This is a genomic window from Microbacterium sp. Clip185 (assembly GCF_028743715.1).
GTDB lineage: Bacteria > Actinomycetota > Actinomycetes > Actinomycetales > Microbacteriaceae > Microbacterium.
Genome location: NZ_CP117996.1, coordinates 3,046,427 through 3,072,975, shown reverse-complemented (window position 1 = coordinate 3,072,975; position 26,549 = coordinate 3,046,427). Strand labels below are relative to the sequence as shown.

At 70.7% G+C, this 26,549-nt stretch carries 22 protein-coding genes; 9 read left to right on the top strand and 13 right to left on the bottom strand.

Annotated elements, in window-relative coordinates:
- Positions 1 to 100: 100 nt before the first annotated feature.
- Positions 101 to 2,707 (top strand): DEAD/DEAH box helicase, encoded by a 2,607-nt coding sequence (locus PQV94_RS14995; protein WP_274286563.1) that lies wholly within the window; start codon positions 101 to 103, stop codon positions 2,705 to 2,707.
- On the opposite strand, the gene PQV94_RS14990 is transcribed toward PQV94_RS14995, so the two are convergent.
- The 4 genes from PQV94_RS14990 to PQV94_RS14975 are packed head-to-tail and all read right to left on the bottom strand — an operon-like array spanning position 2,704 to position 4,818.
- The gene (locus PQV94_RS14990; RefSeq protein ID WP_274286562.1) at positions 2,704 to 3,942 is read right to left on the bottom strand and encodes a C2 family cysteine protease; all 1,239 of its coding nucleotides are present in this window, start codon (positions 3,940 to 3,942) and stop codon (positions 2,704 to 2,706) included. The genes PQV94_RS14995 and PQV94_RS14990 overlap by 4 nt on opposite strands.
- Positions 3,936 to 4,259 carry a hypothetical protein gene (locus PQV94_RS14985; RefSeq protein ID WP_274286561.1) on the bottom strand — a complete coding sequence of 108 codons (324 nt, stop codon included), beginning with the start codon at positions 4,257 to 4,259 and terminating at the stop codon, positions 3,936 to 3,938. Before PQV94_RS14985 ends, PQV94_RS14990 begins: the two co-directional genes overlap by 7 nt.
- Complete coding sequence (locus PQV94_RS14980) at positions 4,256 to 4,525, bottom strand: hypothetical protein (RefSeq protein ID WP_274286560.1); 270 nt, start codon at positions 4,523 to 4,525, stop codon at positions 4,256 to 4,258. The genes PQV94_RS14985 and PQV94_RS14980 overlap by 4 nt, the downstream gene beginning before the upstream one ends.
- On the bottom strand, positions 4,522 to 4,818 hold the full coding sequence (locus tag PQV94_RS14975; protein ID WP_274286559.1) for a hypothetical protein: 297 nt from the start codon (positions 4,816 to 4,818) through the stop codon (positions 4,522 to 4,524). The genes PQV94_RS14980 and PQV94_RS14975 overlap by 4 nt, the downstream gene beginning before the upstream one ends.
- 101 nt (positions 4,819 to 4,919) lie before the next feature.
- Here PQV94_RS14975 and PQV94_RS14970 point away from each other — a divergent pair, with 101 nt between their 5' ends.
- From PQV94_RS14970 to recQ, 3 genes are all read left to right on the top strand, one after another.
- The gene (locus PQV94_RS14970; RefSeq protein ID WP_274286558.1) at positions 4,920 to 6,083 is read left to right on the top strand and encodes a glycoside hydrolase family 3 N-terminal domain-containing protein; all 1,164 of its coding nucleotides are present in this window, start codon (positions 4,920 to 4,922) and stop codon (positions 6,081 to 6,083) included.
- Between the two features lie 42 nt (positions 6,084 to 6,125).
- Positions 6,126 to 6,671 carry a DUF1697 domain-containing protein gene (locus tag PQV94_RS14965; protein ID WP_274288296.1) on the top strand — a complete coding sequence of 182 codons (546 nt, stop codon included), beginning with the start codon at positions 6,126 to 6,128 and terminating at the stop codon, positions 6,669 to 6,671.
- A 461-nt stretch (positions 6,672 to 7,132) separates the two neighbouring features.
- The gene (recQ, locus tag PQV94_RS14960) at positions 7,133 to 9,109 is read left to right on the top strand and encodes a DNA helicase RecQ (RefSeq protein WP_274286557.1); all 1,977 of its coding nucleotides are present in this window, start codon (positions 7,133 to 7,135) and stop codon (positions 9,107 to 9,109) included.
- A 22-nt stretch (positions 9,110 to 9,131) separates the two neighbouring features.
- Here the strand turns inward: recQ and PQV94_RS14955 are convergent, their stop codons facing one another.
- Positions 9,132 to 10,388 (bottom strand): GNAT family N-acetyltransferase, encoded by a 1,257-nt coding sequence (locus tag PQV94_RS14955; protein ID WP_274286556.1) that lies wholly within the window; start codon positions 10,386 to 10,388, stop codon positions 9,132 to 9,134.
- 48 nt (positions 10,389 to 10,436) lie between these two features.
- Positions 10,437 to 10,748, bottom strand: a complete 312-nt coding sequence (locus tag PQV94_RS14950; protein WP_274286555.1) for a mycothiol transferase — start codon at positions 10,746 to 10,748, stop codon at positions 10,437 to 10,439.
- Between the two features lie 262 nt (positions 10,749 to 11,010).
- Here PQV94_RS14950 and PQV94_RS14945 point away from each other — a divergent pair, with 262 nt between their 5' ends.
- Together PQV94_RS14945 and PQV94_RS14940 are read left to right on the top strand one after the other, a co-directional pair.
- On the top strand, positions 11,011 to 13,119 hold the full coding sequence (locus tag PQV94_RS14945) for an acyl-CoA dehydrogenase family protein (RefSeq protein WP_274286554.1): 2,109 nt from the start codon (positions 11,011 to 11,013) through the stop codon (positions 13,117 to 13,119).
- A 32-nt stretch (positions 13,120 to 13,151) separates the two neighbouring features.
- On the top strand, positions 13,152 to 13,733 hold the full coding sequence (locus PQV94_RS14940) for a DNA-3-methyladenine glycosylase I (RefSeq protein WP_274286553.1): 582 nt from the start codon (positions 13,152 to 13,154) through the stop codon (positions 13,731 to 13,733).
- Between the two features lie 58 nt (positions 13,734 to 13,791).
- Here PQV94_RS14940 and PQV94_RS14935 read toward each other — a convergent pair whose 3' ends face one another.
- The 3 genes from PQV94_RS14935 to PQV94_RS14925 are packed head-to-tail and all read right to left on the bottom strand — an operon-like array spanning position 13,792 to position 17,031.
- The gene (locus PQV94_RS14935) at positions 13,792 to 14,259 is read right to left on the bottom strand and encodes a recombinase family protein (RefSeq protein ID WP_274286552.1); all 468 of its coding nucleotides are present in this window, start codon (positions 14,257 to 14,259) and stop codon (positions 13,792 to 13,794) included.
- Positions 14,260 to 14,291: 32 nt separating this feature from the next.
- Positions 14,292 to 16,016: a cation:proton antiporter gene (locus PQV94_RS14930; RefSeq protein ID WP_274286551.1), complete on the bottom strand. Its 1,725-nt coding sequence runs from the start codon at positions 16,014 to 16,016 to the stop codon at positions 14,292 to 14,294.
- A gap of 1 nt (position 16,017) precedes the next feature.
- Positions 16,018 to 17,031 (bottom strand): malate dehydrogenase, encoded by a 1,014-nt coding sequence (locus PQV94_RS14925; RefSeq protein WP_274286550.1) that lies wholly within the window; start codon positions 17,029 to 17,031, stop codon positions 16,018 to 16,020.
- A 95-nt stretch (positions 17,032 to 17,126) separates the two neighbouring features.
- On the opposite strand from PQV94_RS14925, the gene pip reads away from it, so the two are divergent.
- Positions 17,127 to 18,098, top strand: coding sequence for a prolyl aminopeptidase (pip, locus tag PQV94_RS14920; protein ID WP_274286549.1), 972 nt, complete (start codon positions 17,127 to 17,129; stop codon positions 18,096 to 18,098).
- 3 nt (positions 18,099 to 18,101) lie between these two features.
- Here the strand turns inward: pip and PQV94_RS14915 are convergent, their stop codons facing one another.
- Complete coding sequence (locus tag PQV94_RS14915; RefSeq protein ID WP_274286548.1) at positions 18,102 to 19,862, bottom strand: aldehyde dehydrogenase family protein; 1,761 nt, start codon at positions 19,860 to 19,862, stop codon at positions 18,102 to 18,104.
- Positions 19,863 to 20,109: 247 nt separating this feature from the next.
- Between PQV94_RS14915 and PQV94_RS14910 the strand changes: the two genes are divergently transcribed.
- Both PQV94_RS14910 and PQV94_RS14905 read left to right on the top strand, forming a co-directional pair.
- A complete protein-coding gene (locus PQV94_RS14910) occupies positions 20,110 to 21,753 on the top strand; it encodes a GAF domain-containing sensor histidine kinase (RefSeq protein ID WP_274286547.1) in 1,644 nt (547 codons plus the stop codon).
- Positions 21,750 to 22,373 (top strand): response regulator, encoded by a 624-nt coding sequence (locus PQV94_RS14905; RefSeq protein WP_274286546.1) that lies wholly within the window; start codon positions 21,750 to 21,752, stop codon positions 22,371 to 22,373. The genes PQV94_RS14910 and PQV94_RS14905 overlap by 4 nt, the downstream gene beginning before the upstream one ends.
- 370 nt (positions 22,374 to 22,743) lie before the next feature.
- On the opposite strand, the gene PQV94_RS14900 is transcribed toward PQV94_RS14905, so the two are convergent.
- The 3 genes from PQV94_RS14900 to PQV94_RS14890 all read right to left on the bottom strand — a co-directional run bounded on the left by PQV94_RS14900 (position 22,744) and on the right by PQV94_RS14890 (position 26,546).
- Positions 22,744 to 23,319, bottom strand: a complete 576-nt coding sequence (locus PQV94_RS14900) for a DoxX family protein (protein WP_274286545.1) — start codon at positions 23,317 to 23,319, stop codon at positions 22,744 to 22,746.
- A gap of 142 nt (positions 23,320 to 23,461) precedes the next feature.
- Positions 23,462 to 24,064 carry a gamma subclass chorismate mutase AroQ gene (gene aroQ, locus PQV94_RS14895; protein ID WP_274286544.1) on the bottom strand — a complete coding sequence of 201 codons (603 nt, stop codon included), beginning with the start codon at positions 24,062 to 24,064 and terminating at the stop codon, positions 23,462 to 23,464.
- 115 nt (positions 24,065 to 24,179) lie between these two features.
- A complete protein-coding gene (locus PQV94_RS14890) occupies positions 24,180 to 26,546 on the bottom strand; it encodes an acyltransferase family protein (RefSeq protein WP_274286543.1) in 2,367 nt (788 codons plus the stop codon).
- Positions 26,547 to 26,549 lie beyond the last annotated feature (3 nt).

Genomic DNA, 26,549 nt, shown 5'->3' with positions numbered 1-26,549 from the left:
GGGGGCCGGCGCTCTCGGGCTGCGTCATCCGCCGAGCGAGCCTGCATCCGATGACGAGGGCTGCCCGCCCGATGCCGCCGGCGTCGGGCAGACTCGAGGGATGACCGCATCCCTCACCGAGCTCGCCCGCGCAGCCGGGGACGACGCGGATGCGCTGTACGACGCATTCGTGGACTGGACCACCGGACGCGGCATCGAGCTGTACCCCGCGCAGGATGAGGCGGTCATCGAGCTCGTCTCGGGTCAGAACGTGATCCTGTCGACTCCCACCGGCACGGGCAAGTCGCTCGTCGCCGTCGCCGCACACGCCGTGAGCATCGCGCGGGGCGGGCGCAGCTACTACACCGCGCCCATCAAGGCCCTCGTGAGTGAGAAGTTCTTCGCGCTCGTCGACATCTTCGGTGCGGACAACGTCGGGATGGTGACGGGCGACTCCTCGGTCAACCCGGACGCGCCGATCGTGTGCTGCACGGCGGAGATCCTGGCGAATCTCGCCCTGCGCCACGGGGCGGATGCGGCGGTGGATCAGGTCGTGATGGACGAGTTCCACTTCTACGGCGAGCCAGACCGTGGGTGGGCCTGGCAGGTACCGCTCCTGCTCCTGCCGCGGGCGCAGTTCCTGCTGATGTCGGCGACGCTCGGCGACGTGACCGAGATCGCGGCCGACCTCACCCGTCGCACCGAGCGCCCCACCGTCGAGGTCACGGGCGTGGAGCGGCCCGTCCCGCTGCACTTCTCCTACGCCCGCATCCCGATCCAGGAGCAGGTCGAGAAGCTCCTGGAGGAGAACGAGGCGCCGGTGTACATCGTGCACTTCTCGCAGGCGCAGGCGATGGAGCGTGCGCAGGCGCTTGCGAGCGTCAAAGTGGCCACGCGTGCGCAGCGCGACGAGATCGCCGAGGCCATCGGCGGCTTCCGCTTCACGACGGCGTTCGGCAAGACCCTGTCGCGTCTCGTGCGCGCGGGCATCGGCGTGCACCACGCCGGAATGCTGCCGCGCTACCGACGTCTCGTCGAGACGCTCGCGCAGCGCGGGCTGCTGCGCGTGATCTGCGGAACCGACACCCTCGGCGTTGGCATCAACGTGCCCATCCGCACCGTGCTGCTGACGGCGCTCACCAAGTTCGACGGCGTCCGGATGCGGCAGATCACCGCGCGCGAGTTCCATCAGATCGCCGGGCGCGCCGGTCGTGCGGGCTACGACACCGCCGGAACGGTCGTCGTCATGGCTCCCGAGTGGGAGATCGAGAACGAACAGGCGTTGCGCAAAGCCGCGGGCGACGCCGCCAAGCGCAAGAAGATCGTGCGCAAGAAGGCGCCGGCCGGCGCCGTCAACTGGGGCGAAGGCTCGTTCGAGCGGCTCGTGCAGGCCGTGCCCGAGCCCCTCGTGCCGCAGATGCAGCTGACGGCCGCCATGCTCATCAACGTCATCGCCCGCGGGGGCGATGTCTTCGCCCACGTGCGTTCCCTCGTCTTCGACAACCACGAGCCCCGTGCGCGCCGATACGAGCTCGCACGCCGAGCGCTCGCCATTTTCCGCACGCTCGTCGCCGCCGACGTCGTCGAGGTGGCGGATGGCCGCATCCGCCTGACGGTCGACCTGCAGCCGAACTTCGCGCTCAACCAGCCGCTCTCGCCTTTCGCGCTCGCCGCCATCGAGCTGCTCGACCCGGATGCGGCGCCGCCCGCATCCGCCGTCGAGCTCGCTCCGGTCGGAGAAAGCGACGAAAGTCGGAGGATCGACGGCGAAACCTCCGACATCGGGCCGGATCTCCGATCGGCGCGCACCGCGGGGTCGGGTCACTACGCGCTGGATGTGGTCAGCGTGATCGAGGCGACGCTCGACGACCCCCGTCCCGTGCTCGCGCAGCAGGAGTTCAAGGCGCGCGGCGAGGCGGTCGCGGCGATGAAGCGCGACGGACTCGACTACGACGAGCGGATGGCGGCGCTCGAGGACGTCACCTATCCGAAGCCCCTCGCCACGTTGCTCGGCGAAGCCTTCGAGGTGTTCGCCTCCAGCCAGCCCTGGGTGCGGGACTTCGAGCTGCGCCCCAAATCGGTCGTCCGCGACATGTTCGAGCAGGCGTTCTCGTTCGCCGAGTTCGTCTCCTGGTACCAGCTCGGCCGCAGCGAGGGCCTCGTGCTGCGCTACCTCAGCGATGCGTACCGTGCGATCCGGCAGACGGTGCCGGCCGAGGCGCGTACCGAGGAGCTGCTGGATGTGATCGCCTGGCTCGGCGAGCTCGTGCGGCAGGTGGACTCGAGCCTCGTCGATGAGTGGGAGCGGCTCGTGAACCCCGCGGATGAGGCGGGCGAGCCCGTCGTTCCGCCCGCACCTCCCTCGGTCGTCGCGAACCGTCGCGCCTTCGTCGTGCTCGTGCGCAACGAGATGTTCCGGCGCGTGCAGCTGGCGGCGCTGCAGCGCGACGACGACCTGGTCGCGCTGGATCCGGATGCGGGCTGGCCCGACGCCCTCGACGCCTATTACGACGAGCACGACGCCGTCCTCACCGGGGCCGGCGCGCGCTCGCCCGCGCTCTGCACGATCGACGAGTCGGATGCGGCGCAGGGTCTCTGGCGCGTCGAGCAGGTCATCGACGATCCGGCGGGCGACCACGACTGGCGCATCCGCGCGGTCGTCGATCTCGCCGCATCCGCCGAGGAGGGCGCGGCCCACGTCAGCGTGACGGAGGTCGTGCGGCTCTAGTCGGGAGCCGTCACGTTCGTCGAGGTCGCGCGCCAGAACAGCGCCGCGACGTCGTCCGCCGACACGCGGAACTCGCCGCCGCCGTCGGCGCTGTTGCCCGGGCCCCACGGGTTGCGCATCCACACGCTGCCGTCCTCTTCGATGCGCGTGACGGCGTACGAGTGAGTCGAGACGATGTCGACCTCGCGCGTGCTGCCGTCGGGCGCCTCGACGGTGATCGTGTGGTCACCGCTGCGCGGCGACGAGATGACGACCTGACCGCCCTGCTCCAGATTCTCCCGGAGCGGAGCGAGCTGCTCGGCAGTGAGCCCCGCGTAGGAATCGTTCTCGGTGACGGTCACGTCGCGTCCAGTGATGATCTCCATCGCGTCGGCGGGGATGCCGCCGTCGAGGAAGTCGTATCCGTACTCCTCGCGCAGCGCCGCCTCGTACAGGGCCGCGATCGAAGGTTTGTCGCCGGAGAACAGGAACCACTCCCAGTCGGACTGGCGTGCCCCGTGCCCGAAGACGTTGTCGACGAAGACCTCTTTGGGCTCCCCGTTCTCGTAGAGCGTCACCCAGTAGCCCTCGCGATCGGCATCCCACCGCACGTTGTCGCGGATGAAGTCGTCGCCGCCGTCGGTGCCCAGGAGCGACACGATGCTGGACAGCATGAAACAGTCGCCGATCTGACCCTGGGCCACGTCATCGGCGTCGAAGGCGTCGTCGTCGGTGATCGACTCCGTCACCGGCTGGTCGGGCTCGCTCTCATCGCCCGTGAACCAGCCGAACGGGTCCCACCAGGCGTTGCCCTCCGCATCCTGACCCGCCGCAGCGCGGAGTTCCGCCGCGGCGCGCGCCGCGGCCTCCTGGTGTGCGCCGAGGGCGGCGAAGGCGTCGAGGCGGGCGCCCACGGCCGCGCCGTAGGCGCCGAGGTCGAAGGGGTTGGAGCGCACGGCGTCCGCGGCGCGATCGTACGCTGCGACCGCGCGATCGTAGTCCGCGCCGACGCTGCGGATGTGCTCGGCATACCACTCGAGCGTGCTGGCGGCGCGGGAGTACGCCGTTGCGAGCCGCGCCGTCGTGTCGGCGGCATCGGAGCGGGCGCTGCTGAAGGCGGCCGACGCCTCCCCCTGCCACCCGTCCGCGCTGGCGCTGCGGCCGAGCGAGACGGCGTCGGTCACGGCGTCGGTGGCCGCGCGCAGACGCTCGGCTGCGGCGGCGATCGTGCCTGCATCCCCCATCGCGTTCACCACGGGCGCCACCTCACGAACACCCGACCGCCGCCGTCCACCCCGTCGTCGGAGCCCTCGACGCGTTCGATCTGGATCACGCACCAGGCAGCCACCCGCGCACGTTCGCCGGCCGTCAGAGCGGCGCGCTGCCGGTCGCCCCAGGTGAGCACGACGGGCTCGCCGGCGTCGACGACCCCGATGCGCACGCCGCACACCTCGGTCTGCGCCCCCGCGGCGAGGGTCTGCGGCACGCCCACGATCTGCCACGCCGTGACCGCCGCGGCGGCGACGGCGATCAGGCCGCCCGCGACGAAGAGCGCGATCCTGCGGCTTCTCATCGCTCGATCTCGATCGATACTGCGCTCTCGGAGCCGTCCGGCGAGAACGAGATCGCGGCCACCCGCAGCGAGCCGCCACCCGGCAGCGGAGCGGATTCTCCGGAGGCCAGCCGGGCGGAGGTGCGGCCCTCGGCGCCGGCGATGCCGAGGCGCACGGTGACGCCGCCGCCCTCAGCGGACGGCCGCAGGTCGGCGGAGATGAACCCGATCGTCAGTGCGTCATCCCGGAACTGTGTGCCCTGCCGCAGCACCAGCCGCTCGGTCACGGGAGGTCGCCGTGGATCCGGGCCAGGCTCGCCGACAGTGCGGACTCCCGCTCGTGCATGGCGTCGCTGGTCGCGGTCACCGCATCGCCGAGCTGCTGCCACCGTTCATGCGCTGCGTCGCGCATGCGCTCCGTCGCGGCTGCGAACGACGCCGCAGCGCCGGCGACGTCATCGCCACCGAGGGTGCCCGCATCCGTGGGCACTTGCGCGTCGACATCCGCCAGTCGACCGGCGGCGTCGTGCAGTCGTGTGCTGAGGGCGGAAAGTTCGTCGAAGGACATCGAGATGGTCATGGGCCTCCCCCTTCGCCACAGTGTCGCACGGGCGCGGATGCGGCCGCCGGGCTCCTCCACAACCCCGGACTCGTCCAGGTCGGGTGGGCGACACTGGAGTGATGCGCAAGACGATCACGGTTCGCGCGCTCGCCGTTCTCGCCGCGGTGGCGGTGCTCGCGGGATGCTCCACCACGCAGGCCGCGCCGACGGCCGCTCCCTCGACGAAGCCCCCGACTCCCACGCCGACTCCGACGCCCGACCCGGTCGAGGCGCTCACGCTCGAGCAGCGTGTCGGACAGCTGTTCATGGTCGGCACCCCGGCCGACGCCCCCGATCCCACGGCCCTCGCCGCGATGGCCGATCCGGGTGTCGGAGGGCTCTTCCTGCGTGGACGCTCGTCGGCGGGCTCGGCGGCCACGGCTGCGCTCGTCGCGCAGTTCACGGCGGTGGAGCCTGTGACCGGCCCACGCACCTGGATTGCGACGGACCAGGAGGGCGGCGATGTGCAGGTGCTCTCGGGCGAGGGGTTCGAACCCATGCCCACGGCGCTCACGAGCGCGCAACGCGACGACGCGACCCTCGGCGCTGACGCCGAGCGGTGGGGTGCCCAGCTGCGCGCGGCGGGTGTCGACATGAATCTCGCGCCGGTGGCCGACATCGTCACGAGCGCCGACACCGCGCGTCTGAACCAGCCCATCGGCGTCTACAACCGCCACTACGGCTACGACGAGGCGACCGTCGCCGACAAGGCGGGCGTCTTCGCACAGGGGATGCGGGAGGCTGGCGTCCTGCCGACGATCAAGCACTTCCCGGGGCTCGGCCGGGTGACCGGGAACACCGACTACGCGGCCGACGTCGTCGACACCGAGGTCGGCGCAGACTCCCCCGACGTCGACGTCTACCGCACCCTGCTCGATGAAGGTCCGGCCGCGGTCATGATGGCCACCGCGGTCTACCAGCGCATAGATCCGTCGATGCCCGCGGCGTTCTCCGAACCCGTCGTGACGGGGCTGTTGCGCGACGAGCTCGGTTTCGACGGTGTCGTGATGACCGACGACATCTCGGCCACGGCGCAGGTGGAGCGCTGGGCGCCGGCGGACCGCGCGGTGCTCGCCGTCGACGCCGGCGTCGATCTGCTGCTGCTGTCCGCAGACACGTCCGTGTTCCCCGAGATGTACGAGGCCGTGCTGCAGCGGGCGAAGACCGACCCCGCCTTCGCCGAGAAGGTGGATGCGGCGGCCGGCCGCATCCTGCGACTCAAGGAGGCCTTCCCCGGCGAGTGATCCACGCTTGCGGGGATGCGTGATCGGGCGCGGCGGGCCACAATGGGCCGGGTGCCGACGTATCTCGGGTTTCTCCGCGCCATCAACCTCGGAGCGAAGCGGGTCTTCCCCAAGGACGACATCTGCCGGGTGGCGTCAGCGCTCGGCTTCGAGGACGTCACCACGCACCTCAACACCGGCAATCTGCGATTCTCCACGCGGATGCGTTCGCGCGCCCGCATCGAGGAGGCGCTGGAGCGGGCGTTCCACGCGGACCGGGGCTTCGACGTGCCAACGATCGTGTTCACGACCGACGAGTTCGCCCGCATCGCCGACGAGGCGCGCGCGTTGAGCGAGGCCCGACCGAATCTCGCGCGGCACTACGTGTACCTGCTGAAACAAGAGCTCACCCCGGAGCAGGCGGCACTCGTCGAGGCGACCAGCGGAGACAAGGGCGAGATGGTCGTTTCGGGCCGGGCGGCGCACGCGCTGCTGGGACCCGGGTACAACGACGGCACGGTCGACCCGCTGTCCGCCGCGAAGCTGCTGGGCATCGCCACGAACCGCAACCTCAACGTCGTCGGGGCCCTCGCCGATCGCTGGTGCTGATCGCGGGCCTTAAGGCCGCCCCTGCGCGCGGGGCTGCCGCGGTGCGCGGGGCTGCCGCGTGCGTGCGGCTGTCCGGTGCGCGGGGCTGTCCCGTGCGTGTCTCAGTTGTGCACGTTTCGGGGGCTTCGGGCGTGAACGTGTGAGACACGGAGGGGTGTGCGCGGCATCGAGGGCGCTGCGTGTCTCAGTTGTGCACGTTTCGGGGGCGTTGGGCGTGAACGTGTGAGACGCGGAGGGGTGTGCGCGGCATTGGGGGCGCTGCGTGTCTCAGTTGTGCAGGTTTCGGGGGCTTCGGGCGTGAACGTGTGAGACACGCAGGGCGCGTGAACCTGTGAGACACGGAGGGCGCGGGGAGGGGTGTGCGCGGAGGGGGTGCGCGGCAGGCGGCGGGCGCCGGTGCGGTGGATGCGGCGGGGTGCGACCGCGGCGAGTCTGTCGGCGGGGCTGGTTACCCTGGAAGGGTGAGTTCGCCGCATCCGTCCTCGTGGGACGTCCCACCGGATGACTGGGCGCCTCCCGAAGACGAGCCGCCGTACGATCCGTACGGCGAGAGCGGCCCAGTTCCGCCCGACGACGGCTGGGTCCCGCCGGAGGATGCGCCGCCCGCCGCGCCGCGCCGAGACTTCACCGGCCAGGACCCGCGGGCCGTGTTGCACGAGGTCTACGGCTACGACGCTTTCCGGGGCGACCAGGCCGACATCGTCGATCATGTGGTCGGCGGCGGCGACGCCATCGTGCTCATGCCGACGGGCGGCGGAAAGAGCGTCACCTACCAGGTGCCGGCGCTCGTGCGGCCCGGCACGGGGCTCGTCGTCAGTCCGCTCATCGCCCTCATGCACGACCAGGTCGAAGCGCTCCTGGCCAACGGCGTGCGCGCCGCCTACCTCAACTCCACGCAGCTGCCCGGAGAACGTCAGAGCGTCGAGCGTGCGTTCGTCGCGGGCGAGATCGACCTGCTCTACGTCGCGCCCGAACGGCTCAACCTCCCCACCACCACGGCGCTGTTGAAGCGCGGCCGGCTGAGCGTGATCGCGATCGACGAAGCGCACTGCGTGTCGCAGTGGGGCCATGACTTCCGCCCCGACTACCTCGCCCTCGGCGAGCTGGGCGCCCTTTTCCCCGGCGTGCCCCGGATGGCGCTGACCGCCACGGCGACGCGCGCCACCCACCGCGAGATCACCGAGCGGCTGGCGCTCGGCGATGCCCGCCACTTCGTGGCGAGCTTCGACCGACCCAACATCCAGTACCGCATCGAGCCCAAGGTCGATCCGCGCCGCCAGCTCGTGTCCTTCATCCGATCACAGCCGGAGGGCTCCGCGGGCATCGTGTACGCGCTGAGCCGCAAGAGCGTCGAGCAGACGGCCGACTATCTGCGTGCGCAGGGGATCGATGCCCTGCCGTACCATGCCGGTCTGCCAGCAGAGACCCGCGCCGCGAACCAGTCACGGTTCCTGCGCGACGACGGCGTCGTGATGGTGGCCACGATCGCCTTCGGCATGGGCATCGACAAGCCGGATGTGCGTTTTGTCGCGCACATCGATCTCCCGAAGTCCGTCGAGGGCTACTACCAGGAGACCGGGCGCGCCGGCCGTGACGGCGATCCCTCGGTCGTGTGGATGGCGTACGGGCTCGGCGACGTCGTGCAGCAACGGCGACTGATCGACCAGAGCCCCGGCGACCGCACGTTCAAGATCCGGATGGGACAGCACCTCGACGCCATGCTGGCGCTGTGCGAGACCGTCGAGTGTCGACGGCAGAACCTGCTGAACTACTTCGGCGAACAGGCCGAGCCCTGCGGCAACTGCGACACGTGCCTCACCCCGCCCGAGATCTTCGACGGCCTCGTGCCGGCCCAGAAGCTCCTGTCGACGGTCGTGCGCCTCCAGCGGGAGCGCAACCAGTCCTTCGGCGCGGGCCAGATCATCGACATCCTGCGCGGGGCAGACACCGACCGCATCCGTCAGCAACGGCACAACGAGCTGGCGACGTACGGAATCGGCGCCGACCTGAGTGACCAGGACTGGCGCAGCATCATCCGCCAGCTCCTCGCACGCGGCGTGCTCGTCGCGCGCGGTGAGTACGGCACTCTCGCACTGGGCGAGGAAGCCGGTGGAGTGCTCCGGGGCGAGACCGCGGTGCGCCTCCGGCGTGACGTGATCGGCCGCCCCGCCAGCGTGCCGCGCGCACGGCGGGCAGCCGCATCCGACGCCGTGGCTGAGGGTGATCGCGCGCTGTTCGAGGCTCTGCGTGAGTGGCGCGCCCAGGCCGCGCGCGAGCAAGGCGTCCCCGCGTACATCGTGTTCGGCGACGCGACGTTGCGCGCGCTCGCCGAGCATCGTCCTGGCTCCCTCGCCGACCTCGACGGCATCACGGGGATCGGGGCCAAGAAGCGCGACGCGTACGGCGAGGCTGTGCTCGAGGTCATCGCCGCCGCCTGACACGTCGCACCCGATGGCCGGCTCAGACCGGCGGGGAGCTGCGCACCCGTTCCACCCGCATCCGGAACGGGTAGCTCGACTCCTCACGCGGTGCGAGCGGCAGGTCGTACACGTCGAGCATGAGCTGCACCGGATAGTCGATCGACTGGTTGACGGTCTTGACCCAACGTCCGTCGATGAAGAATCGGATGCGGTCGGGCGACCACTCCACCGCGTAGTCGTGCGGCCGGGTGAGATCGCCCTCGACGCGGATCTTCTCGAAATCGTCGCGCAGCCGTGGATCGTGCTGCGCCTTCACTCCGACTCCCACCCAGCCGCCATCGTCGTCGAGCTCGTGTCCGAAGATCTCGCACACGCAGATCTCACCCGACTGCTCGGGGGTGTCTTCGACGCCGATGGGCCAGAAGGCCACCATCGCGCGTGCGTCGCGCACGGCCGTCAGTCGCGCCTCGATCACGCCGTACTGTACGAGCCACAGCCTGGCATCGGGCTGCTCTTCGCGCACGATCAACCCGTCGCGAAAGCGATGCTGTCCGATCGACGATCCCAGAGGGCCCGAGTGCTGCCCCGTCTGCAGATGCGAGACGCGGACGTCGCCGTCGATCTCAGGGGCCCACGGCTCGGTGTCGTCGTCGATGCGCAGCTCCAGTCCGTCGGCACCGGTGCGCCACCTGGCGCTCGTCGTCGCGCGCGACGCCCAGTGCGGCAGGTAGTACGGCCACCAGCGTTCCCGATCGAGGGCGCCGGAGAACCGCTCGTCGACATCCGCGTCACGAGCGGCGACCTCGAGCGGCGACATGTCGAGGGTCCACGTCGTGACCATGAGCGAGCCCCCGCGCCAGGGCTCGGTGAACGTGGTGCCGCGGGTGAAGCCGACCGCGCGACACATCCCCTGGGACGCCGCGTTGTCGGCACCGGGATAGGCCACGAGCAAGGTACGGTCGCCGCGCTGCCGCACGCGCGCGATGAGCTGCCGCAGGGCTGTGGAGGCGATGCCTCGCCCCTGCCACGCGGGCTCGACGCTCCATCCGGTCTCGTACGCGGGAACGTCGTCGTGGTCGACCTGCCAGAATCCGATCGCGCCGACGGGCTCGTCATCGACGTCGATGCGGTACATCTCGGCCTCGCCGCTCCGATTCAGGCGCAGGTAGCGCTCGTGGCGGTCGGCGACCTGCGCCTCGGTCTCGGGTCCCCCGATGAACCGCGTCATCTCCGGGGTGTTCGCGCGCTGGAGCACGGGAAGATCAGCGGTGGACCAGGGCGTCAAGGCGAGCGTCATGGGTGAACCTCCCGCATCCAGTGTCGCCGAGGTCTCCGACATCGTCTCTCAGGGGGTGTGGATCGCCCGGAGGATGTCGAGGTGCCCTGTGTTCCACGCGAGCTCGCTCAGCACGTGTGTGAACAGGCTCAGGACGGTGCGGCGACCGCGCCCCGTGACGACGTCGTCGAGACCGAGCGCGGCCAGGTCGTCGCGAGAATGCTGATGGATCCGGCGACAGTCGGCGGAGACGGACTCGATCGTGTCCACCTTCCGCGCCTTCCATGAGTTCGCCGTGGAGGAGGGAAGGCCGAACTCCGACCGGGGGCGCGGCCCGTGGCCGCCTCGCCGAACCACACGCCCCACGTCGTCGTGCGGCATGCGATCTCCCTCGTTCGGCGTGCTCGGGTCCGGCGCGGCCGTCGATCGGCGGCGTTCTCACGATCGTCGTGAGGAGGTCCGTCACCACGCAAACTTCCTGCCGAATCGGCAAGCGCCTCGCGCTCCCGATGTCGCCAGCGCACAACCGGATGCGGCGACGTGGCCGCATCCGCTTGTGGGGGATGTCCAACCGAGTTGGGGAGTGGTTGTCGTGCTCCTACCGTCGAGATCGTCTTCCTCTGTCCCACCGAAGGGTGATGCCATGACCGACGCCGTCGTCCGTCCCGCCAAGCCTGCGACCAACCGTCGCACCCCCGCCGGAGGTGCGCCCACGGCGGCGCACTCCGCGGCAGAAGCCGCCGAGCCGCGCATCGACCTGCCCGCAGTGACCGAGATGCTGCTCGGCACATGGGGCAAGACGCGCCGTGAGGCGCGCGAGATGATCAAGGACCCGGCGTTCTGGCGGATCGACGGGCAGACCGTCGCCGAGCACCGCGACCGTGTCTTCGGTCAGCTGGGACTCATCGTCGAGCAGGGCGTCTCGGCGCGCGCGTACCCCGTCGAGTACGGCGGCCTCGGTGACAACGGCGCGAACATCGCGGGCTTCGAGGAGCTCGTGCTCGCGGACCCCAGCCTGCAGATCAAGGCCGGCGTGCAGTGGGGGCTCTTCGGTGCCGCCATCCAGCAGCTGGGCACGAAGAAGCACCACGACAAGTGGCTCGCCGACGTCGTCACGCTGAAGCTGCCGGGGGCCTTCGCGATGACCGAGACCGGTCACGGATCGGATGTGGCCGCGATCGGCACGACCGCGACGTACGACGCCGACGCGGAGGAGTTCGTCATCCACACCCCGTTCCGCGGTGCGTGGAAGGACTACCTCGGCAACGCGGCGGTGCACGGGCGTGCCGCCACCGTCTTCGCCCAGCTGATCACGGGCGGCGTCAACTACGGCGTGCACTGCTTCTTCGTTCCGATCCGCGACGAGGCCGGCGACTTCCTGCCCGGCGTCGGCGGTGAGGACGACGGCGTCAAGGGCGGTCTCAACGGCATCGACAACGGCCGCCTGCACTTCGACCAGGTCCGCATCCCCCGCGAGAACCTCCTCAACCGCTACGGTGACGTCGCCGCCGACGGCACGTACTCGAGCGAGATCGCGAGCCCCGGCCGTCGCTTCTTCACGATGCTCGGGGCGCTGGTGCAGGGCCGCGTCTCGCTCGACGGTGCGGCCACCACGGCCGCCGCTCTCGGGCTCAAGATCGCCGTCACCTACGCCAACCAGCGTCGTCAGTTCGATTCCGGAGCAGGAACGCCCGAGGTGACCCTGCTCGACTACGGAAAGCACCAGCGCCGCCTCCTGCCGCGGCTGGCCACGGTCTACGCGCAGGCCTTCGCGCACGACGAGTTCCTGAAGAAGTTCGACGGTGTGTTCTCCGGACGCACCGACACCTCCGAGGAGCGCGAGGATCTCGAGACCCTCGCTGCGGCTCTCAAGCCCCTGTCGACGTGGAACGCGCTCGACATCCTGCAGGAGTGCCGCGAGGCGAGCGGCGGTGCCGGCTTCCTCGCCGAGAACCGCCTCGTCGGGCTGCGCAGTGACCTCGACGTGTACGTCACGTTCGAGGGTGACAACAACGTGCTCCTCCAGCTCGTCGGCAAGCGTCTGCTGTCGGACTACGCCTCGCAGTTCAAGGGCAAGGATGCGGCCGCGCTCGCGCGCTTCGCCGTCGGCAGCACGGCGGGCAAGGTGTTCCACGGAGCGGGGCTCCGCCAGCTCGGGCAGTCGCTCGCCGACCTCGGCTCGACCGCGCGCTCGGTCGAGCTCGGGTTGCGCGAGGACCAGCAGTTCGAGCTGCTGGCGGGACGGGTGCAGCAGATGGTCGCCGACGTCGCCGCGCGGCTGCGTCCGGCGGCGAAGCTGCCCGCAGCCGAGGCCGCCGCGCTCTTCAACGAGTGCCAGCACGACCTCATCGAGGCCGCTCGTGCACACGGTGAGCTGCTGCAGTGGGAGGCCTTCACCGACGCCGTGCACCGCATCGGCGACGACGGCACGCTGCGGGTTCTCACGTGGCTGCGCGATCTCTTCGGGATGAGCCTCATCGAGAAGCACCTCTCGTGGTACCTCATCAACGGTCGCCTCTCGGCCCAGCGCGCGGGTTCCGTGTCGCGCTACATCGGTCGCCTGTCGTCCAGACTCCGCCCGCACGCGCAGGATCTGGTGGATGCGTGGGGCTTCGAGCCTGAGCACATCCGCGCGCACATCGCGTCGGGTGCCGAACAGCAGCGACAGGATGAGGCGCACGCGTACTACGCCCAGCTCGCCGCATCCGGCGCGGCGCCGGTCTCGGAGAAGTCGCTGCAGAAGAAGCGCTGAGCGGTGTCGGCGGGCGCCGATAGCGTGGGCGGATGACCGACATCCTCGTGGGAGAAGACGGCCGTGCGCGATGCGCGTGGGCCGGCGCCGATCCCGAGTATCTGCGCTACCACGATGAGGAGTGGGGCTGTCCGCTTCGCGGTGACCGGCCGCTGTTCGAGAAGATGAGCCTCGAGGGGTTCCAGGCCGGTCTCAGCTGGATCACCATCCTGCGCAAGCGTCCGCGCTTCCGTGAGGTGTTCGCGGGCTTCGAACCCGATGCGGTCGCCGCCTTCGACGAGGCCGACATCGAGCGGTTGATGGGCGACGCCGGCATCGTGCGCAATCGGGCGAAGATCGAGGCCGTGATCGGCAATGCGCGTCTCGTTCACGCCATGTCGCCCGGCGAGCTGGATGCGCTCATCTGGTCGTTCGCGCCCCAGGGCCACGTACCGCCGGCCACCTTCTCGGAGGTGCCGGCCACGACGGCCGAGTCGACGGCGCTCAGCAAGGAGCTGCGCCGGCGAGGCTTCCGCTTCGTCGGCCCGACGACGATGTACGCCCTGATGCAGTCCGCCGGCCTCGTCGACGATCACGTCGCCGGGTGCTGGCGAGCTGCAAGCACCGCTCGTTGAGCGCTGTCAGCGCGCGGGTCGTTGAGCGAGCCTCAGGCGAGACGAAACGCGCTCGGCGTCAGCGACCAGTGTCGAACAGGTGCCGGCCGGAGTGGCCCAACACCTTCACCATCACACCGCGACGACGAAGCTCCGCGACTGTACGGGTCTCCTCGTCGATGTTGCGTCCCAGCGCATGCACGCTCGCCACGACGAGCACGTCGCCGCGGGTGAGGCGACCGAACAGGCGGCCCAGACGCTCCTCCCACGACTCGAGGATGTCGGGGGCCGGGTGTCGGAAGCCATCGATGGGCACCCCGAAACGCGTCAGCTCAGCGCGTTGCTCGACCACGGAGGGCATGTCGTCGCGATTCACGACAAGACCCACCAGGCGAGCGCCGGTCGGCCGGGCGCGCCACCAGTTGCGGTCGGACTGCAGTTCGGTGAAGCACTTGGGGCAGTCGGCCGCCGAGTGGGGCAGGTGCAACGGCGCGGTCGCGGGATCGGCTCCCGCACCGGCGTCGACGCCCGTCCCCTCGCTCGTCATGCGTCCATTCTCCCCCGGATCCGTCGACCGTGTCACTCTGCGCCCGTCTCGTCCGACAGACGCAGTTCGAGGCTGAGCTGGTCGGCATCGAGCTCTGCGAGAGCGTGGCGCAGTGCGGCTGTGCTGAACGAGCCCGACGACCCCGCTTCGAGCAGGCGCTCGCGCATGGCGTCGATCATCTCCAGACGCAGCTCCAGCACCTCGCGCGCGGCAGCGGTCATCTCCTCGTCGGGCGGGTCGACGAGCCGTGCGCCCACCCGGGTGAGGATGCGTTCGCTGAACGCCGTACCGTCGCGCCGGCGCAGATCACCGCCCTGCAGTCGCTCGGATGCGGCCTCGCGCAGCACGTCGTCCAGGCGCCGCTGCTCTTCACGCGTCGGTCCCGAGGACTCCGGCGGGATGCGGAGCAGGCGTACCAGGGCCGGAAGAGTGAAGCCCTGCAGGAGCAGGCTGATGATGGCCACCATGAACGCGACGAAGATGAGAAGCGGGCGGTGGTCGGTGCCCCGCGGGAGGGTCTGCGCCGCGGCGAGAGTCACCACACCCCGCATCCCGGCCCAGACGATGATCGTGCCGTGCTTCCAGCCGAGCGGGGAGGAGCGGTAGTAGTCCAGATCGGCGCCGAGGCGCGCCACTCGTTTGCGGATCGACGGGATGCGGCGCATCGCCCGCTCCGGGTTCGATCTCTCGATCGGTATCGTGCCGTCGGCCATGCCCTGCAGCCTGTTGTCGACGCGTTCGATGTCGAAACCGGCGAACCGCCGCGCTCGTCGCCCCTGCTGCCAGATCAGGATGGCGACGTACACGCCGCGGACGGCGACGATGATGCCGAGGGCCGACAGGGCGAGCCACGTGCCATGCCAGAGACCGTCGTGCTCGGTCAGGTTCTTGTTGACGACGTCGGTGAGCTCCAGCCCCATGACGAGGAAGACGCCGCCTTCGAGGACGAGCTCGATCGTGCGCCAGTTGGCCTCCTCCGACAGCCGTTGCTCGGGGGCGAAGCGGCGGGCCGCGCCCTGCCCGGTGACGATGCCCGCGACCACGGCGGCGACGAGTCCCGAGCCGTTGAGCTCTTCGGTGGGCAAGTACGCGATGAAGGGGATCGCGAAGCTGATCGCGGTGTTCGCGGCCGAGTGGCCGACCCACGCGCGCACGCGCAGGTTGACCCACCCGACGAGCCCACCGATCACGAGGGCGATCAGCACCGCCCACAGGAACGACAGGATGGTCTCTCCGAACGAGAAGCCGGCGGCGATCGCGGCGGTCGAGGTGCGTAGCAGCACCAGAGCGGTCGCGTCGTTGAGCAGGCTCTCGCCCTCGAGCATCGTCGTCACACGTGTCGAGATCCCCATCCGCTTCACGATCGAGGTGGCCACCGCATCCGTGGGGGAGAGGATCGCGCCCAGCGCGATGCCCAGCGCCAGGTTGAGATCGGGGATCACCCAGGTGAAGAAGAAGCCGAGCAGCACCGCGCTGCCGACCACGAGCACGACCGACAACCCGGCGATAGGGGTGAAGTCGCGGCGGAACTCGATCGCGGGAAGCTGGACGGCCGACGAGTAGAGCAGGGGTGGCAGCACGCCCACGAGGATCCACTCGGGATCGACCTCGGGGATGTCGGGCACGAACGGCAGGGCGGCCAGCACGAGACCGATGGCGACGAGAACGAGAGGGCCCGCGATGTTCAGCCGCCGGCCCAGGGCCGTCACGATCGCGACGACGATGACGCCGCCGACGATGACGGCCAGATGCTCCACGTCAGATCACCCCCAGTGCTCGCACGGCCTCGCGCTCGTCAGCGAGCTCGGCGATCGAGGCGTCCAGACGGCGGCGGATGCGGGCGGGAACCTCCAGCCCCTCGACGATGCGGTAGCCGTTGCCGTCCGAGCGCACCGGGAAGGAGCTGAAGAGCCCCTCCGGCACGCCGTACTCGCCGTGCGAGACGACCGCAGCGGAGGTCCAGCCGCTCTGCGTGCCCGCGACGTCGTCCCGGATGTGGGAGATCGTCGCGTTCGCCGCGGAGGCGACGGAGGAGGATCCGCGCACCTCGATGATCTCGGCTCCGCGCTTCGCGACCCGCGGGGTGAACTCGTCCTCGAGCCAGCCGATTGCCGCATCCTCGCCGCCGAGGCGCGCGGCGAGAACGTCGAGGGCGGGTGCGCCGTCGATCGTCGCGTGGGTCACATCGGGGACCTGGGTGGCGGAGTGGTTGCCCCAGATGGCCACGTCGCGCACGGCGGACACTCCGACGCCGACCGCCTCTGCGAGCTGCCCGACGGCGCGGTTGTGGTCGAGACGGGTGAGCGCGGCGAAGCGCTCGGCAGGCACGTCGGGTGCGGATGCCGACGCGATCAGCGCGTTCGTGTTCGCGGGGTTGCCCACCACGACCGCGCGGACGTCGGATGCGGCGTGCGCCGCGATCGCGGCGCCCTGAGGGCCGAAGATGCCCGCGTTCGCGGCGAGGAGGTCGGCGCGCTCCATGCCGGGGCCGCGCGGGCGCGCGCCCACGAGCAGGGCGATGTTGCAGCCGTCGAAGGCCACGGCCGGATCCTCCGTGACCTCCACGTCGCGCAGCAGCTCGAACGCGCCGTCCTGCAGCTCGAGCGCCGCACCTTCCGCAGCGCGCAGGCCCTGGCGGATCTCCAACAGCCGCAGCCTGACCGGTCGGTCGGGTCCGAGCATGTCGCCCGCCGCGATACGGAACAGCAGCGCGTAGCCGATCTGCCCCCCGGCGCCGGTGATGGTGATCGTGGTCGGCGCAGCTGTGCTCATGCGATGAGCATACGAGCAGCCTCGCGACGGACACATCCCGGTGAGCCCCATAGCGCATCCGTCGACGGGATGGGGTGGCAAGGTACCGTGAGGATATGACGGTCTCCGAGCTCGACGACATCCTCTACCCGCCGATCGAGCCCTACGAGAGCGGCGAGCTGCTGGTCGGCGACGGGCAGCGGATCTACTGGGAGCAGTCTGGCAACCCGGAGGGCAAGCCCGTCGTCTTCCTGCACGGCGGCCCCGGCGGCGGCACGTCTGCCTGGCACCGGCGTTTCTTCGATCCCGAGCGGTACCGGATCGTCCTGCTCGATCAGCGCGGATGCGGCAAGTCGACGCCGCACGCGAGCGACCCCGCAGCCGACCTGCGTTTCAACACGACCTGGCACCTGGTCGCCGACCTCGAGCTCCTGCGTCGCAACCTCGGGATCGAACGCTGGCAGGTGTTCGGCGGCTCCTGGGGGTCCACCCTCGCGCTGTCGTACGCCCAGGCGCACCCCGAGGTCGTCACCGAGCTCGTGCTGCGCGGCATCTTCACGCTTCGCCGGCACGAACTCGAGTGGTTCTACGAGGGCGGTGCGTCGGCGATCTTCCCCGATCTCTGGGAGGGCTACGTCGCCGAGATCCCGGTGCTCGAGCGCAGTCGCATGATCGAGGCCTACCACCGCCGCCTCTTCGACGAGGACCCGGCCGTCCATCGACCGGCTGCGCTCGCGTGGACCCGCTGGGAGGCATCGACGCTCACCCTGCGGCCCGACCCGGAACTCGTGGCGTCGATGACGGACCCCGATGCCGCCACCGCGTTCGCCCGCATCGAGAACCACTACTTCGTGAACCACGGCTGGCTGCGCGAGGGTCAGCTGATCGAGGAAGTGGACCGCATCCGCCACATCCCCGCGGTCATCGTGCAGGGCCGTTACGACGTCTGCACGCCGATCATGACGGCGTGGGACCTGCACCGCGCCTGGCCGGAATCGGAGCTGGTCGTCGTCGACGACGCCTCGCACTCCGCATCCGAGCCCGGGATCGCGGCGGCGTTGCGGGCGGCTACCGACCGCTTCGCCTGAGGCTCACGCGCCCATCGCCCTGATGAGGGTCAGGGCGAGTCCGAGCGGATTGCGGTCGACCCGGTAGCGGGTCAGCCCCTCGCTGACCGCCGCAGCCGTGCGGGCGGACACGAACCACGGCGGGGTGGGCAGCACGGAGAAACGTCCCGTGCCGATCGAGCGCGGAAACGGACGGAAGGGCCCTCGCAGCACCGAGCGCTCGACGTCTGCCAGCAGCGAGGTGTTGTGGACCACGCCGATCCCCGACCCGACCTCCCGCACGTCGGAGCCGGGGAAGGCGCCCCAACTCAGCACGGGCGTCGCGAACAGGACGCCGGTCCACGCGTTGATCGCGATGCCGCCGTAGCGGAGCTCGGCGATCGCCCGCTCGAAGCCCGCCCCCATCGCATCCTCCGTGTCGGGGTCGACGATGACGTTGGCGCCGAGCGTTCCGGCGAGCGACTCGTTCGCGTGCGCGACGGCGGCGTCGAGGAAGCCCTGACCCGTGCCGGGGAGCTCGACCACCCCCAGGACGGGGGCGAAGTACTCGGTGGTCTCGAGCTCGGCGGCGTCCTCGTCCGGCGCCACCTGCACGAGCGCGCGGCTGTGCCCGGCCGACCACTCGGCGCGCGGATACGTGGCCGAGAGCGCGTGCAGTCGTTCGTCGGCGCGGGGGTACCAGACCGGCCGGGTCGGCGCGTCGCGGTAGGCCTCGTGCAGCGCCCGCAGGAACTGCTCCCGCTGCGGCCAGTCCGCGCTCATCAGCACGACCTGACCCGCGATGCAGTTGTGCCCGCTGTTGTGCAGGCGCATCGTCGCGATATGGGCCGCCTGGAAACGGAGGTCGGCGTCGGTCCACTCGCCCGGCACCACGATGATCGGAGACACCCCGCCGAGCTCGGCCGTGATGGGGGTGCCGAGCCGCGGCTGGTCCGTCGTGCGGTCGCGGTCGCCCCAGACGATCGCGTCGAACGTCGCGGCAGACCCCGTGATGTGCACGTGCTCGATGCCCTCGTGCGCAGTGAGGTAGGCGCCCACATCCCCGCCTCCGCGGACGATCCGCACGAGCCCGCGCCCGATGAGCGGCGCGAGCGCGCGCTCGAACACCGGCACGAGGTCGTCCTGGGTGGGGTTGACCTTCAGCAGGCTCACGCGGTCGAACGCGAGCAGCTCGTAGAGCACGTCCAGCACGGGGATCGCGGAGATGTTCCCGGCGCCGAGCACGAGCCCCACCCCCGCGGTCCCGGGTGCGACCTGCGCGAGCCCGGCGCTGCGGATCGCCGTGGAGGCGTCGGTGCCGGGCCGCAGCCAGATCTCGCCCGTGAAACCCGACAGCAGCAGGTTGTCGATGGGCTCGCGGGGGAAGACGTGCGCGCGGACACGGTCGCCCGGGGCTCTATCGATCCGCACGCCGTCGAGCGGGCTGCCGCCGGCGGCGATGCGGTGAAGCGTCGCGAGGTAGCCGTCGAGCGCGCCGAGCACCGCGTAGGGACCGGAGAGCCATTCCTCGCCGCGCAGCGGATGGTCGGGCGCGAGTCCCTTCGCGCGCGCGGCGATGCCGGCCCAGTCCGCGGCGGCGGTGCCGACCGCATCCCTCGTGGCCGCGAGTGCCCGGATGCGCTCGACGATGCTCGAGCGCATCCAGAGGGCGGCGCCCTGGCGGAGCGCGACGAGGTCGTCGTCGATCGCGGCGCGCAGCCGCGGATCGAGCTCGGGCGTGGACACAGGCGCGGGCGTTGCAGAGGACTCGGACGCGGGCACGGCGCTCTCCTTCGGGTGGGCCACCAGGCAAGTGTGCCGCGCCCGGCATCCCGGATGCTGTGAACCGCGCCTCGAGCACAACGCCCCGGTCGTCGGGGGTCGCCCGTTTTGTTCGCCTGTCACAGATCGAGCCCGCCGGCTCGATCTGTGACAGGCGAACGGGGTGGGTGAGAGGAGCGGGGGCGGGGGAGGGCGCAGTAGTCACGGCGGCGGTCGGAGGGGCCGGACAGGGGCGCACCTAGACTTGGGCGCGACACCAGGGGAGGGGACCGTGGCCGACATCGAGGCGCGACTGCGCAGCCTGCTCTCGCTCAACCAGGCGATCGTCGGACACATCCATCTGCACTCCGTGCTGCGCGAGATCGTGGAGTCCGCCGTGGACCTCGTCGGCGCGCGGTACGGCGCGATCGGGGTACTGGGCGCGGACGGCACGATCGTCGATTTCGTGCACGTCGGCATCGACGAGAAGACCGCGGCGCGGATGGGGCATCCGCCGCGCGGGCGCGGGCTGCTGGGAGCCATCGTGTCCGAGAGTGTGCGGGTCGACCACGTCGCCGCCGACCCGCGGTTCACCGGATTCCCCGCGCACCACCCCCACATGGACAGCTTCGTCGGCGTCCCGATCCGGGTGCGTGAGGAGATGTTCGGCAACCTCTATCTGGCCGAGCATCCTGAAGGCCACTTCACCGAAGAAGACACCGAGCTGCTGCGCTCGCTCGCCGTGACGGCGGGCATCGCGATCGAGAAGGCGCGGTTGTACGAGGCCGCCCGGCTGCGCGAGCGGTGGGCCGCGGCGACCGCCGAGGTGCGCGCGGCCTTTCTCGAGGTCGACGACGAGCGGCCCTACCGACTGCTCGCGGAGCAGCTGCCGATGCTGACCGGTGCGGCTCTCGTGGCGATCATCACCTCCACCGAGCGCGGCACCGTGCGGCTGCAGATCGTGCGAGGCGACGCGATGGCGCGACAGCTGGAGAGCGTGGAGCTGCCCGGTCACGACCGGGTCGCCCGCGCTCTGCTCGCGACGGGGGCCACTGTGCTTCCCGAGGTGGCGTTGCCCACTTTCGAGGGCGAGACCGTGCGATTCGGCGACGCGTTCGTGGTGAGTCTCGGCGGACAGGACGGCGCGGATGTGGGGGTGCTGCTGGCTCGGCACCTGCGTGAACGGCCGTTCAGCGACGACGACATCCGCCGCACGACCGCGCTGGCCTCCGTTGCGGACCTGGCCGGAGAACTGAGTCGCGCGCGTGCCGACCGTCATCGGCTCGCCCTGCTGGAGGACCGCGGCCGCATCGCCCGCGACCTGCACGACAACGTGATTCAGCGGCTGTTCGCCGCGGGCATGCAACTGCAGGTGGTTTCTGCCGGTGTCGACGATCCGCGCTTGGGCGACCGCCTCTCGGCGCAGATCGACGCCCTCGACGAGGCGATCGCCGAGATCCGCACCGCGATCTTCGCGCTGCAGCACGACGACGTGGGCGGCGTCACGCTGCGCGACCGCATCGTCGACGTCGTCGGAGAGTATCGAGCCCTTCTCGCGGAGCCGCCGCGGCTGGTCTTCCGTGGTCCCGTCGACCACGACGTCCCCGCCGATCTCGCCCCGGAGGCCGCCGCCGTCGTGCGCGAGGCGCTCTCGAACGTCGTCCGCCACGCGCGTGCCTCGCACGCCGAAGTGCGGGTGGAGGTGCGCGGAGGTCGCATCCTCATCGAGGTCGGCGACGACGGTCGGGGGCTCGACCCTGCGCGGGAACGGCGCAGCGGGCTCAGCAATCTGCAGGCCCGCGCCGAGGCCCGCGGAGGCACCTTCGCACTCGCACCCCGCCCCGGCGGCGGCACCCTCGCCGCGTGGAGCGTGCCGCTGGCAGCTCCGACGGCCGCATCCGATGACGACACTTCCCGGCAGGAGGCCGATTCATGATCCGCGTCTTCGTTCTCGATGACCACGAACTCGTGCGCCGCGGGGTCGTCGACCTCATCGACGCCGCACCCGATATGGAGGTCGTCGGCGAAGCGTCGACGGCGGCGCAGACGCTCCCGCGCGTGGATGCGGTGCGTCCGGATGTCGCGGTGCTCGACATGCGCCTGCCCGACGGCGATGGCATCGACGTCTGCCGCGACGTACGCTCCGCGCATCCGGAGATCGCGTGCCTCATCCTCACCGCGTTCGACGACGACCGTGCCAGCGAAGCGGCGGTGCTCGCCGGCGCTGCGGGCTACGTTCTCAAGGACATCCGCGCGAACGGGCTGCTGGACAGCATCCGTCAAGTCGCGGCGGGCAAGACGCTCACCGGAACCCGCGCAGCCGAGCTCGTCCGCTCGCGTGCGGATGCGGATGCGGCGCCCGAGGTCGACCTCACGCTGCGCGAGCGGCAGATCCTGGACCTCATCGCCGACGGGCTGACCAACCGCCAGATCGGCGAGAAGCTCAACCTGGTCGAGAAAACGGTCAAGAACTACGTGTCGGGGCTGCTGCGCAAGCTCGGCATGGAGCGGCGCACCCAGGCCGCCGTCTACCGCGCCGAGCAGCGCCGCTCCTGACCCCGCCCCCGCTCCTCGTTCGAGGGACGCGTGTTGTCGCGTTCGGGCCGCGGGCGTGACGTTTCGCGTCCCTCGAATGGGGCGTCCTCTTGTTCGAGGGACGCGTGTTGTCGTGTTCGGGCCGTGGGCGTGACGTTCCGGGTCCCTTCAACGTGGGGTGTTCTCGTTCGAGGGACGCGTGTTGTCGTGTTCGGGCCGTGGGCGTGACGTTCCGGGTCCCTCGAACATGCAGAGGCCCCGGGGTCGGGAGCGGGCCGCGAGGCTCTGGGGCGGGTGCCGCACGAGGGCGAGAAGGGCGGACATGCAGACATGACGATGCGGCGCTCCCCGGGCGAGGAAGCGCCGCACCGTCACGCGGCCAGCAGGTCGGCTAGATGAGCCAGTGGTTCTTCTGCACGATGGGCAGCTTGCGCCACTGGGCGCCGAGGCCCCACGTTTCGCCGGCCGCAAGTGCGACGAAAACGATGAGCATGAGGGCGTAGATGATGTGGTAGTCGACGACCGGGTTGGTGGAGCCGGTGCCCCAGATCATCGGGAACTCCGCCATCCACATGAAGAACATGATCGCGCTGCCTGCGACGGCGGCGACCCGCATCCCGATGCCGAGCATGACGGCCAGTCCCACGCCGAGCATGCCGGCCATGAACAGGACGTCGGTCAGCGGCGTCGCGATCGCTTGGAAGATGCCCTTGAACGGGCCGCTCACGGCCTCGCTGTTGAGGAAGCCCTGGGCCGGCGTGCCGCCGTTGATCCAGGCCCGCTCGACCGGGGTGGAGAAGCCCAGGCCGAAGGTCTTGTCGAGGAAGGCCCACAGGAAGATGAAGCCGGTCGCGAAACGTGCGATGGCGACGGTGCGTCGAGCCGCGAGGCTCGTGACGACGCTCGCCTCTGCCGTGATCGGCTTGGCAGCGACCTGCGCCCGGACGTTTGCGGTGATGGTGGCCATGAGAGGTGTGCTCCTTTCGATCCCTCGGAGCGGCGGTGTGGGGCCGGAACCTGGGGGCTGTGTGTGTTTGGTGGTTCCACCCTCCTCCGCTCGCTCGGGTGCGAATAGGGACCTAGGTCCCACCATCACCGCGCGGTCGGGATCAGCTCTGCGTGGGGGTGCAGAAGCCGCCCCACGCCACGTGCACGCCCTTGCGGTGCACGGCATCGAACCCCGGGTACTCGCGGGTGCGCTCGGCGTCGACGAGGTGCGCGCAACCGGGGTCCGCGCTCAGCTGCTGCACCGTGCCCAGGACGTCGACGAGGTCGGTGTCGATGGCGTCGAGTCGCTGCCGCACCTGTGTGAGATCCGGCGCCACCGTGGGTGCGTTCGCGGGGTCGTGACTCCATTCGGTGATCAGGCGGTTCTGCACCGTTTTGCTGGCCGCGATCTGCGCCGAGACCACGCGACGCACGAGATCGGCGTCGACGCCCTTCTGTGCCGCAAGCGCGACCGCGTCGTCGATGACCTTCTTCTCGCGGGCGGGGTCCGAGACGGGCGTGCCCTTGACCCACTTCGCCTGAGCGACCGTGTCCGCCAGCAGCAGTCGTTCGCGCAGCAGATCGCCGAGGGGTGCCAGTGCCTCGGATGCGGCGGATGCGGCGACGCGTTCACCGGGGAGGGTCTGCGCGGATGCGGGGGCAGCCGCGGCGAGACCTCCGATGGTCGCGGAGAGGAAGGCCGCGGTGGCGGCAAGTGCGCGCAAGCGGCGGCGAGCCGGGGTCGGAGCGGACGATTTCGTAAGACGCACGTCTGTCATATACGAACGTATAACGAGCGAACTTAAGGGTGAGCGAAGCAGACGCTATGAACGCCGCGGGTCACATAAGTCCGGCCGCAGTGAGCTCGGCCTGCAGGATCGGGGCGATGCGCTCCGCGAACGGCACACTGAGGTGCGTCTGGTCGTACTTGACCGGCAGAGTTCCCGCGAATGCCGGGCACACGCCCTCCCAGCAGCTGAACGGCAGCGAGCTGATCGCGTGATCACCTGATGCGGCGGCTGTCCGCTCTGCCAGAGCCTCCATCTGCTGCCAGGTCGGTGACACCGCGCTCGCGCAGTCGTAGGGCGAGGTCAGCGGCGAGTAGCAGCGAGCGAGGTCGGCGCCCTCCGGGGGTGGCGCGAGATGGACGATCCGTCCCGGCGCACCGTATCCGGCCGCCTCCGCCTGCTGCGAGGCGATGAGCGTCTCGGCGCTCAGATCCTGCCCGGCCGGCGTGTGGCCCAGGGTGTAGGCGTTGCTCATCACGACGATGTTCGGGGCGTCGGCGAGCACCATGGCGCGCACGTCGGCCTTGCGCTGCTCGCAGGCCGCCATGACGCCGGCGCCGTCGTTCTGCACGGCCACGTCGGTGAATCGGCAGCCGTAGAGCCCCACGGTCGTGACGCGGATGGCGCCGCCGCTGTCCTCCGCCATCTTCTTGAACGCCGGGGCGTAGGCCATGGCGGTCGAATCCCCGACGAGGTGGATGCGGGTGGGGGCCTGCTCCGACCCCCAGCTGCACCGGCCTGCATCCGGTGCCACGTCGGGTGCGAAGCAGTCCCGTGCCGGATTGTCCGCAGAGCCGCGCGCGATCACGGTGTCCAGAGAGGGAGAGAGCGCAGGCCATGCGGTGGCGGATGCGGCGGCCGCCAGCTCGCTCTGCACGGCGGCGATCGGGTCGTCGCCGCCGTCTCCCTGCGCCTCGGCGGGCGGGGTGAGAGGCCCGATCACGGGTGCGCCGAAGATGCTCTGCGCCACCAGTACGGCCGCCAGGACGGCGATGCCGAGCCCCGAGGAGGCGAGAGCGATCTGCGTTCCGAAGCGGGCCCGCCACGCCTTCCAGGCGGACCGACTCCCGCGCTCCTGCTCCGCGGGCGAGGTGTCCGGCGCGGCGAGCGGCACGACGACCGGTTCCGGATCGGGATCGGCGAGTTCCGGTTCGATGACGGGGTCGGCGGCGAGCGGTCGCGGCCGGGGCGAGCCGGGGTAGTACCGGGTGCCCGGCGTCCACCCCGCGGGGCGCGTCGCCACCACGCGCGGCTGCGGTGCGGCCGGCACCGCCGGAGCGGCGGCGGGCTGGGCGGCGATCGGCTCGGCCGCAGCCGGCTCGACCGCATCCGCTCGAGTCGGCAGCAGCGGCGCATACCGCAACGGCTGCTCCACGATGAGGTAGGTCGCCAGCGAGAGGACCGCGATCGCCCCGAGCGTGAGCCAGAGCGCGCCGTCGTGTCCGGCGAGCACGACCGAGGCGAGCACGATGGCGGGGAAGTGCCACAGGTACAGCGAGTACGACATGTCGCCGACGAACACGCTGACGGGGTTGGTCAGGGGGAAGAGGTGGCGGTGGCGCGGATCGCCGGCGACCCCGCCCGCCAGCACGAGCGCCGTGGCGGCGACGGGGAGGGCAGCCCAGGGCGCGGGGAAGCCGCCCGCGGCGGGATCGATCACTGCGAAAGCCGTCAGGATGCCCGCGAGGCCGACCCACCCCATCAATCCGCCGACGGGTCGGGGGATGCGCGCGAGCAGCGGCGCAGCGGCGGCCAGGACGGCTCCCACGCCCAGCTCCCACGCGCGAGTCAGTGTGGAGAAGTAGGCCACCGTCGGCTCTGACGTCGTCTGGGATGCGGCCCACAGGGCAGAGACGAACACGATCACCGTCGCGACCGCCCCCACGTTGAGGCGCCCGCGTCGACCGCCCCGCGCGGCGGCGGGCAGCAGCAGGAGGCTGAGCATCACGAGCCCCGGCCACACGAGGTAGAACTGCTCCTCGACCGACAGTGACCAGAAGTGCTGCAGCGCGGAGGCCGCATCCGTCGCGTGGAAGTAGTCGGTGCCGTCCGCCGCGAAGTGCCAGTTCGCCGCGAAGAGCGCCGACCATGCGGCGTCGTGGAGGGTGCGCTGAGCGACGACCGCGTTGAACACGACGAAGCCGGCGCCGACGGTGAGGCCGAGCACGATCAGCGCCGCCGGCAGCAGCCGCCGCGCTCGCCGCCCGTAGAAGCGGGCCAGTCTCACCCGCCCCGTCGTCTCGACCTCGCGCAGCAGCAGGCCGGTGATCAGAAAGCCGGAAATGACGAAGAACACATCGACGCCCACGAAGCCGCCGCGGGGCCACCCGGCGGCGTGGGCGCCGACGACCGCGAGCACAGCGAGGGCGCGCAGGCCCTGGATGTCTCGGCGAGGAGCGGGGGGAGAGGTGCGGTTCACGTG